Annotated in this window: 7 protein-coding genes; 1 reads left to right on the top strand and 6 read right to left on the bottom strand. The window is 49.4% G+C overall.

Features of this window, described 5'->3' with window-relative positions:
- Positions 1–7: 7 nt before the first annotated feature.
- The 6 genes from BQ2633_RS03785 to infC all read right to left on the bottom strand — a co-directional run bounded on the left by BQ2633_RS03785 (position 8) and on the right by infC (position 5,257).
- Entirely contained in the window at positions 8–889 is an 882-nt protein-coding gene (locus BQ2633_RS03785) for a glycoside hydrolase family 25 protein (protein ID WP_075565213.1), read from the bottom strand.
- A gap of 80 nt (positions 890–969) precedes the next feature.
- Positions 970–2,610, bottom strand: a complete 1,641-nt coding sequence (locus BQ2633_RS03780; protein ID WP_075565211.1) for a diphosphate--fructose-6-phosphate 1-phosphotransferase — start codon at positions 2,608–2,610, stop codon at positions 970–972.
- Positions 2,611–2,743: 133 nt separating this feature from the next.
- Positions 2,744–3,538: a tRNA1(Val) (adenine(37)-N6)-methyltransferase gene (locus BQ2633_RS03775; protein WP_075565209.1), complete on the bottom strand. Its 795-nt coding sequence runs from the start codon at positions 3,536–3,538 to the stop codon at positions 2,744–2,746.
- 198 nt (positions 3,539–3,736) lie between these two features.
- Positions 3,737–4,081 (bottom strand): 50S ribosomal protein L20, encoded by a 345-nt coding sequence (rplT, locus tag BQ2633_RS03770; RefSeq protein WP_009437356.1) that lies wholly within the window; start codon positions 4,079–4,081, stop codon positions 3,737–3,739.
- Positions 4,082–4,196: 115 nt separating this feature from the next.
- Positions 4,197–4,394 carry a 50S ribosomal protein L35 gene (rpmI, locus tag BQ2633_RS03765; RefSeq protein WP_075565207.1) on the bottom strand — a complete coding sequence of 66 codons (198 nt, stop codon included), beginning with the start codon at positions 4,392–4,394 and terminating at the stop codon, positions 4,197–4,199.
- Positions 4,395–4,579: 185 nt separating this feature from the next.
- Positions 4,580–5,257 carry a translation initiation factor IF-3 gene (gene infC / locus BQ2633_RS03760; RefSeq protein ID WP_075565205.1) on the bottom strand — a complete coding sequence of 226 codons (678 nt, stop codon included), beginning with the start codon at positions 5,255–5,257 and terminating at the stop codon, positions 4,580–4,582.
- Between the two features lie 337 nt (positions 5,258–5,594).
- Between infC and BQ2633_RS03755 the strand changes: the two genes are divergently transcribed.
- Complete coding sequence (locus tag BQ2633_RS03755) at positions 5,595–6,038, top strand: DUF2147 domain-containing protein (RefSeq protein ID WP_075565203.1); 444 nt, start codon at positions 5,595–5,597, stop codon at positions 6,036–6,038.
- Positions 6,039–6,167 lie beyond the last annotated feature (129 nt).

Raw genomic sequence — 6,167 nt, 5'->3', positions numbered from 1 at the left:
GAAAGCGTTATTGTTTCTCCGTATCCTCTGGTTCTTGCTCACCGATGGTGAGTTGTTGCAGATCGTAGGAAGAGCCGTTGTAGACATTCAAATCCACATCGCCAGAGATGCCATCAATCTTACCACGATCGGTGAATTGCCAAAACTTCCATTTGCCCTTGTAGGACAATTGTTTCACGTAGTAGTGCGCTATCCAAAAATGATAGCGATTGAAAGTAGGTGTGTTGAGATATTTCTCCTTAAACTTTAGTCCCGTGTAGATGATAGGCGTGGTGTTGTAGTGCTTTTCCACGATGTTGAGCCACTCAGCCACTTCACTGCGCAGTTGTTCTGCAGAGAGTGTGCCGATGCTTTCCACGTCGAGCACAGGAGCTAAATCACCTGGTTCGAGATGTACTTGCTTGAGATAATGCTTCGCCTGCACATCGCCCGAAACGAGGGGAGAAAAAAAGTGGTAGGCACCGCGAATGAAGTCGTATTGCCCGATTTGGTAGAAGTTGTCGTTGAAATTCTTGTCCACATGCTCCTTCCCTTCGGTGGCTTTGGCAATGACGAAGCGAATGGGTTGTTGGTCAATCTTGGCAGCTGCCACCTTTTCCCAGTCTATCTCACTTTGATAGCGACTGATGTCGATGCCTCTCACGGCATATTCTTCGGGATATTTGGTGGTGCCAAAGAGCCCCTGCCACAAGTTGGACGTAGGGGCAACGATGTATTTGTAGGTAACGAAAAGATACACCCCTGCCGCAATGATAAGACCAATCCAGAACACGCGTTTGTAGCCGTGTCCAAAGGAGCGTTCAGCCCAAGTGATGGTGCTCTGCTTGCTGTTGCGCGAGGAGCGACGTCTCTTTTTGGGAGGAGTGGAGGAGCGTTTCTTTTGAGTCATGAATAGAGCAGAAAACGAGGGGTGCAAACTTGCGCTTGCACCCCTGGTTGAGTCAATGTCTTATGCGATGCAGACGCTGATTATTTCGCTTGTTCGAGCGCGAGCGTCTTGGTGCATTGGTCGCAAACTTCCGTGGGACCCCAGTATTGGATAGGACCAGGATAAACGAAGGCAGTTTGTTCAGCCCATGCTTCGCGTTGTGCAGCGAAGGTCTTGAAGGGTGCACCGTCGAGTTCAACAAGAGCCTTGCGGATAACGGGCTTCATTTCGCCGTGACGACGCTCCATGTTCATCATCATAGTGATGGGCACACCGCCAGCCACCCATTCAGCAGCAGGAGCAGTGGTGTTCTTCACGATCGCCATGTAGCCAGTCTTGCCGTTAGCTACGAGCTGAGCAGCAGAAGCACCGAGAGCGTAGCAGTAGTCAGCATCGAAGTTGGAAGGAGCTGCGCAACGACCTTCGTAACCGAAGAAGTGGTGGAGAGCAGCAAACTTGCCAGTGTATTTGCCTTCCTTCTTCCATGCAGCGAGCTTTTCAGCCACCATTTCAGAGAGGAGCTTTTCAGTTTCGATGAGAGAAACTTGTACGTTGCCGTGGGGGTCACGTTCAGCAGTGAGTTGCTTAGCCACACCTTCGGGGAGAGAAGCGTAGATAGCTGCGTTTTCAGCAGAAAGACGGCTGAGCACCCATGCACGTTGGTCGGCAGCTTCCACTTGAGCAGCTTCGGGAGTAGAGAGGAGGTCGTTGAGTTCAGCGATGAGCTTCTTCAAAGAAGGAATGAACTCGATGAGACCTTCGGGGATGAGCACCGTACCGAAGTTGTTGCCAGCAGCAGCGCGCTTAGCCACTACTTCAGCGATGTAGGTCACTACGTCGTCGAGGCTTTGTTCCTTAGCTTCCACTTCTTCAGAAATCAAGCACACGTTGGGTTGCACTTGGAGTGCGCACTCGAGAGCGATGTGAGAGGCAGAGCGACCCATGAGCTTGATGAAGTGCCAGTATTTACGAGCAGAGTTAGCATCGCGTTGGATGTTACCAATCACTTCAGCATACGTCTTACAAGCAGTGTCGAAACCGAAAGAAGTTTCAATTTGGTCGTTCTTCAAGTCACCGTCGATGGTCTTGGGGCAACCGATCACTTGCACGCCATACTTCTTAGCAGCGTAGTATTCAGCGAGTACGCAAGCGTTGGTGTTAGAGTCGTCACCACCGATGATCACGATAGCGTTGATGCCGAGTTGACGAATCACTTCCATACCCTTCTCAAACTGAGCTTCTTCTTCGAGCTTCGTACGACCAGAACCGATCATGTCGAAACCACCAGTGTTGCGGTATTCGTCGATGAGTTCATCGGTCATTTCGAGGTAGTTGTGGTCTACCAAACCTCCAGGTCCCATGAGGAAGCCGTAGAGCTTAGAGTTGGGGTTTTGCTTCTTCAAGCCATCATAGAGGCCGCAAATCACGTTGTGACCGCCAGGCGCTTGACCACCAGAGAGGATGATACCGATGTTGATGGGAGCATATTCCTTCTTCTCGTCCGTAGGCTCGAAGTTGACGAGGGGCATGCCATAAGTGTTGGGGAAGAGGGCTTTGATTTCTTCTTGGTTGTCTACACTTTGGGTGGGTGCACCTTCTACGATTTTCACGTTACCGCGAAGACCTGCGGGGAGTTTGGGCTGGTAGGCAGCACGAGCAATTTGCAATGCGCTTTTTTCCATATTGATTGATAGATTGGAGTTTGAAATTATGTGCTACAAAATTACTTCTTTTCTGGCGAACAGACAAGATTTCGCCTTGTTTTCTCTCTGCTTTTTGCGGTGTGGTGTGGATATTTGCAAAGCGAGATGGTTTTTAGCTCTTTTCGTCCTTGGAAGCCCTTGCATCGAGTTGTCCTTGCGTGAGATAGAAATCGGCACAAAGTTGCTGATATTGTGGACTGCGCTCGCCATTTTCTTGCAAGATAAGTTGATCGGTTTGCAAGAAATCGCCTATGATGGTGTGCCCATTCTCGTGCTGTGTGGGAGGTGTGAAATGGAGTTGAAAACGGAGCATCACGCGTTTGGGGGCTTTGCGTGCCACGGTGTGCACGTCGGTCTGACGGATGAGGGTAAATCCGGCATCTTGTGCACAGCGCACGAACCGCGATTGTGCCGTCTTGGGGATAATCACTTGCAGCCATCCCCCACTCTTGAGGAGTTGTACACTGCGCTGGGCGAGGGCTTCAAAGGTGAGTCCGTGGTGCACGTGCCGCGCTTGTGCGCGCTGCTGATTGGGTGAGAGGAGGGTTTCCTCAAAATAGGGAGGGTTGCTCACTATCATGTCGAAAGGTTGCAGCTCTTCTCGCCAATCTTCGCTCATGATGTCGCCTTGTTTCACCACGATTTGGGAAGCAAAGGGCGATGCTGCCACGTTTTCGATGGCTTGTGTGGTGGCATCGGCATCGAGTTCCACGCCCACGATTTGCAGCTGTGGATAGCGCTGTGCGAGCATCATGGCAATAAGTCCACTTCCCGTGCCGATGTCCAGTGCTCGTGCTGCGGAGGGAGTAGGCGGCATTTGGCACCAGGCTCCGAGGAGTACGCCGTCTGTGCCCACTTTCATGGCGCACCGGTCGTCGTGGATGGTGAATTGTTGGAATTGGAACATCGTTAGGCAATTAGCGTGGAAGAGGATAAGGGAATGAAGGAGTTGGCGTGAGAGGTAGTGTTAGCGTAGTAGAGAATGACGTTAAGCCAGATAGGGTGTGCGAGAGAAGGGACAAGTCCACAAAAAAAGGCGACTTCTGGGAAGAAGCACGCCTTTCGATTGGATTGGGAATAGTTGTTTGATTAGGCCAAGCCTGGCTTATTTCGCCTTCTCAACGATAGCTTTAAAAGCTTGAGGGTTGTTTACAGCGAGGTCGGCGAGCACCTTACGGTTGATCTCGATACCGGCCTTGTGAAGACCACCCATGAGTTGAGAATAGCTCAAGCCTTCGAGGCGAGCCGCAGCGTTGATACGCTGAATCCAGAGAGCGCGGAAATTGCGCTTCTTGTTGCGACGATCACGGAACGCATAGGTAAGACCCTTTTCCCAAGTGTTCTTGGCAACGGTCCATACGTTCTTACGGGCACCGAAGTAACCGCGGGTGAGCTTCAGGATTCTCTTGCGCTTAGCGCGAGATGCGACATGATTTACTGATCTTGGCATAGTAATGTTGTTTTTGATTGCTGGCGGCTACTCATTAGCAGCTCTTGTGAGCCAGACATTCGATGAAATAAATGACTTTGGTAGGAGGTTTTGTAGAGACAAAAACCAAAAGAGATTAGCGCATGCAGAGCAATTCGCGAACTTGCTTCACGTCGCAGTTGTCAACGAGACCAACGTGTACGAGGTTACGCTTTTGCTTCTTAGTCTTCTTCGTGAGAATGTGACTGTGGAAAGCATGCTTTCTCTTGATCTTACCGGTTCCGGTGAGCGCGAAACGCTTCTTAGCACCAGAATTAGTCTTTACTTTAGGCATTTGTTTGTAAATTAAATGATGAATGAATGTGTGCGGTTGCGCATACCTGGCACAACGCGCGACTATAATAAAACACACAAGCGTAAGCGCCTCGACGGATGCTTTTTAGTGATGTATGGAAACTGGGGTAGTTCCGCCGAGAATGTCCACTTGCATGGATTATCCAATGGGAAAATGGGAGCAGATTAGAAGTCTTCGCCTTCCACCTTAGGACCGGTGTATTCGCGACGTTCCTTCACTTGAGGGGCTTTCTTCGCAGGAGCCGCCTTTACTTCTGCTTCAGCAGGAGCTTCGTGTACTTCTTCCACTTCTACGTCCTTCTTGCGCACTGGCGCTTTCTTAGGAGCGAGATACATGGTCATGCGCTTACCTTCGAGCACGGGCATTGATTCTACCTTACCGTATTCTTCCAAATCGTTGGCAAAACGGAGGAGCAATACTTCACCTTGTTCTTTGAAGAGGATGCTACGGCCACGGAAGAATACATAAGCTTTCACTTTGTCGCCTTCGCTCAAGAAGCCCTTAGCGTGCTTGAGCTTGAAGTTGTAGTCGTGATCGTCGGTTTGAGGACCAAAACGGATTTCCTTCACTTCTACCTTCACTTGCTTGGCCTTGAGTTCTTTTTGGCGCTTCTTCTGCTCGTAGATAAATTTGGAAAAGTCCACTAATCTACAAACAGGGGGTTGTGCGTTGGGGCTGATTTCTACTAAATCTACGCCTTGTTGTTGTGCCATGCGGAGTGCCTCGCGCGAAGACATCACCACGCTATCTCCTTCTTCAGGGATTACACGCACTTCTCGCGCACGAATTTGCTCGTTGACGCGATACTGCTGCTTGAGTTTATCGTTTTTATTGGGTCTCAAATGTCGATAAATTTGGGTTTGTAAATTAGAGAGTCTATTTATTGCGCTGCAAAAGTAAGCATTTCCTAGCAACCTGCAAAGTTTTCGCCCAAAAACATCGACTATTTTTTGCCCTCCTCCATTTTCTTTTCTGCTAACTTGTGCTATTTGACGGATAAGTTGTAACTTTGCACAGTATTTGCGATAGTGTGCAATCTTGAGTTGTGTGTTATGCTCTGCCTACAGCTTCATTTTTTGTGGCTTTGCAGATGGTTCATGTGCCTCTAACGCCCTCCTTAATATATAGATTTCTCAAAATTTCAATCTCATAGTTTCTCAAATTTCAACTCATTAGTTTATGAAACGCATTCTTTCTTTCCTCCTTATGGCTTTCATTGCCACCACGCTCACGGTGTCTGCCCAGTCGGCTGCGGATAAAATCGTGGGACTGTATCACGTGGTCAAGGACGGTCGCAACTCAAAAGTCAAAATTTTCAAGTATGGCGATGGTTATCGTGCTCAAGTGGTATGGCTCGAAAATATGAAGAATCCCGACGGTAGCCAGCGCACCGACCAGAAGAATCCAGATCCCAAGAAGCGCAACACGCCTTCCAACCAAATCGTGTTGGTGGAAAAGGTGACTTTCGACGGCGATGACACTTGGGAGAATGGACATATCTACGATCCCACGAGCGGGAAGGTGTATCGTGTGGAAATGTATTTCGACAAACCCAACGTGCTCACTGTGAAAGGTAAACTTGGACCTTTCTTCAAACGTGTGTATTGGCAGAAAATCCAATAATCGTGGTGTAATGCAAGCCACCATGGCGCTGCAGATTAACACCGCACGCGAGATTGGCGCAGATGAGCCCTGCATGACCCAGTACATACAGCGTTCTGGTCGCTTCGAGGGGTGATGGCACAGAAGGTT

Source organism: Ihuprevotella massiliensis, from assembly GCA_900095835.1.
Taxonomy (GTDB): Bacteria; Bacteroidota; Bacteroidia; order Bacteroidales; family Bacteroidaceae; genus Alloprevotella; species Alloprevotella massiliensis.
Note: the sequence above shows the minus strand (reverse complement) of the source record. Positions and strands in the feature narration are given on the sequence as shown.

Bases quoted from the DNA above. Each gene is read 5' to 3' on its own strand.
- BQ2633_RS03785 (WP_075565213.1), bottom strand. From the start codon at position 889: ATGACTCAAAAGAAACGCTCCTCCACTCCTCCCAAAAAGAGACGTCGC.
- BQ2633_RS03780 (WP_075565211.1), bottom strand. From the start codon at position 2,610: ATGGAAAAAAGCGCATTGCAAATTGCTCGTGCTGCCTACCAGCCCAAA.
- BQ2633_RS03775 (WP_075565209.1), bottom strand. From the start codon at position 3,538: ATGTTCCAATTCCAACAATTCACCATCCACGACGACCGGTGCGCCATG.
- rplT (WP_009437356.1), bottom strand. From the start codon at position 4,081: ATGCCAAGATCAGTAAATCATGTCGCATCTCGCGCTAAGCGCAAGAGA.
- rpmI (WP_075565207.1), bottom strand. From the start codon at position 4,394: ATGCCTAAAGTAAAGACTAATTCTGGTGCTAAGAAGCGTTTCGCGCTC.
- BQ2633_RS03755 (WP_075565203.1), top strand. From the start codon at position 5,595: ATGAAACGCATTCTTTCTTTCCTCCTTATGGCTTTCATTGCCACCACG.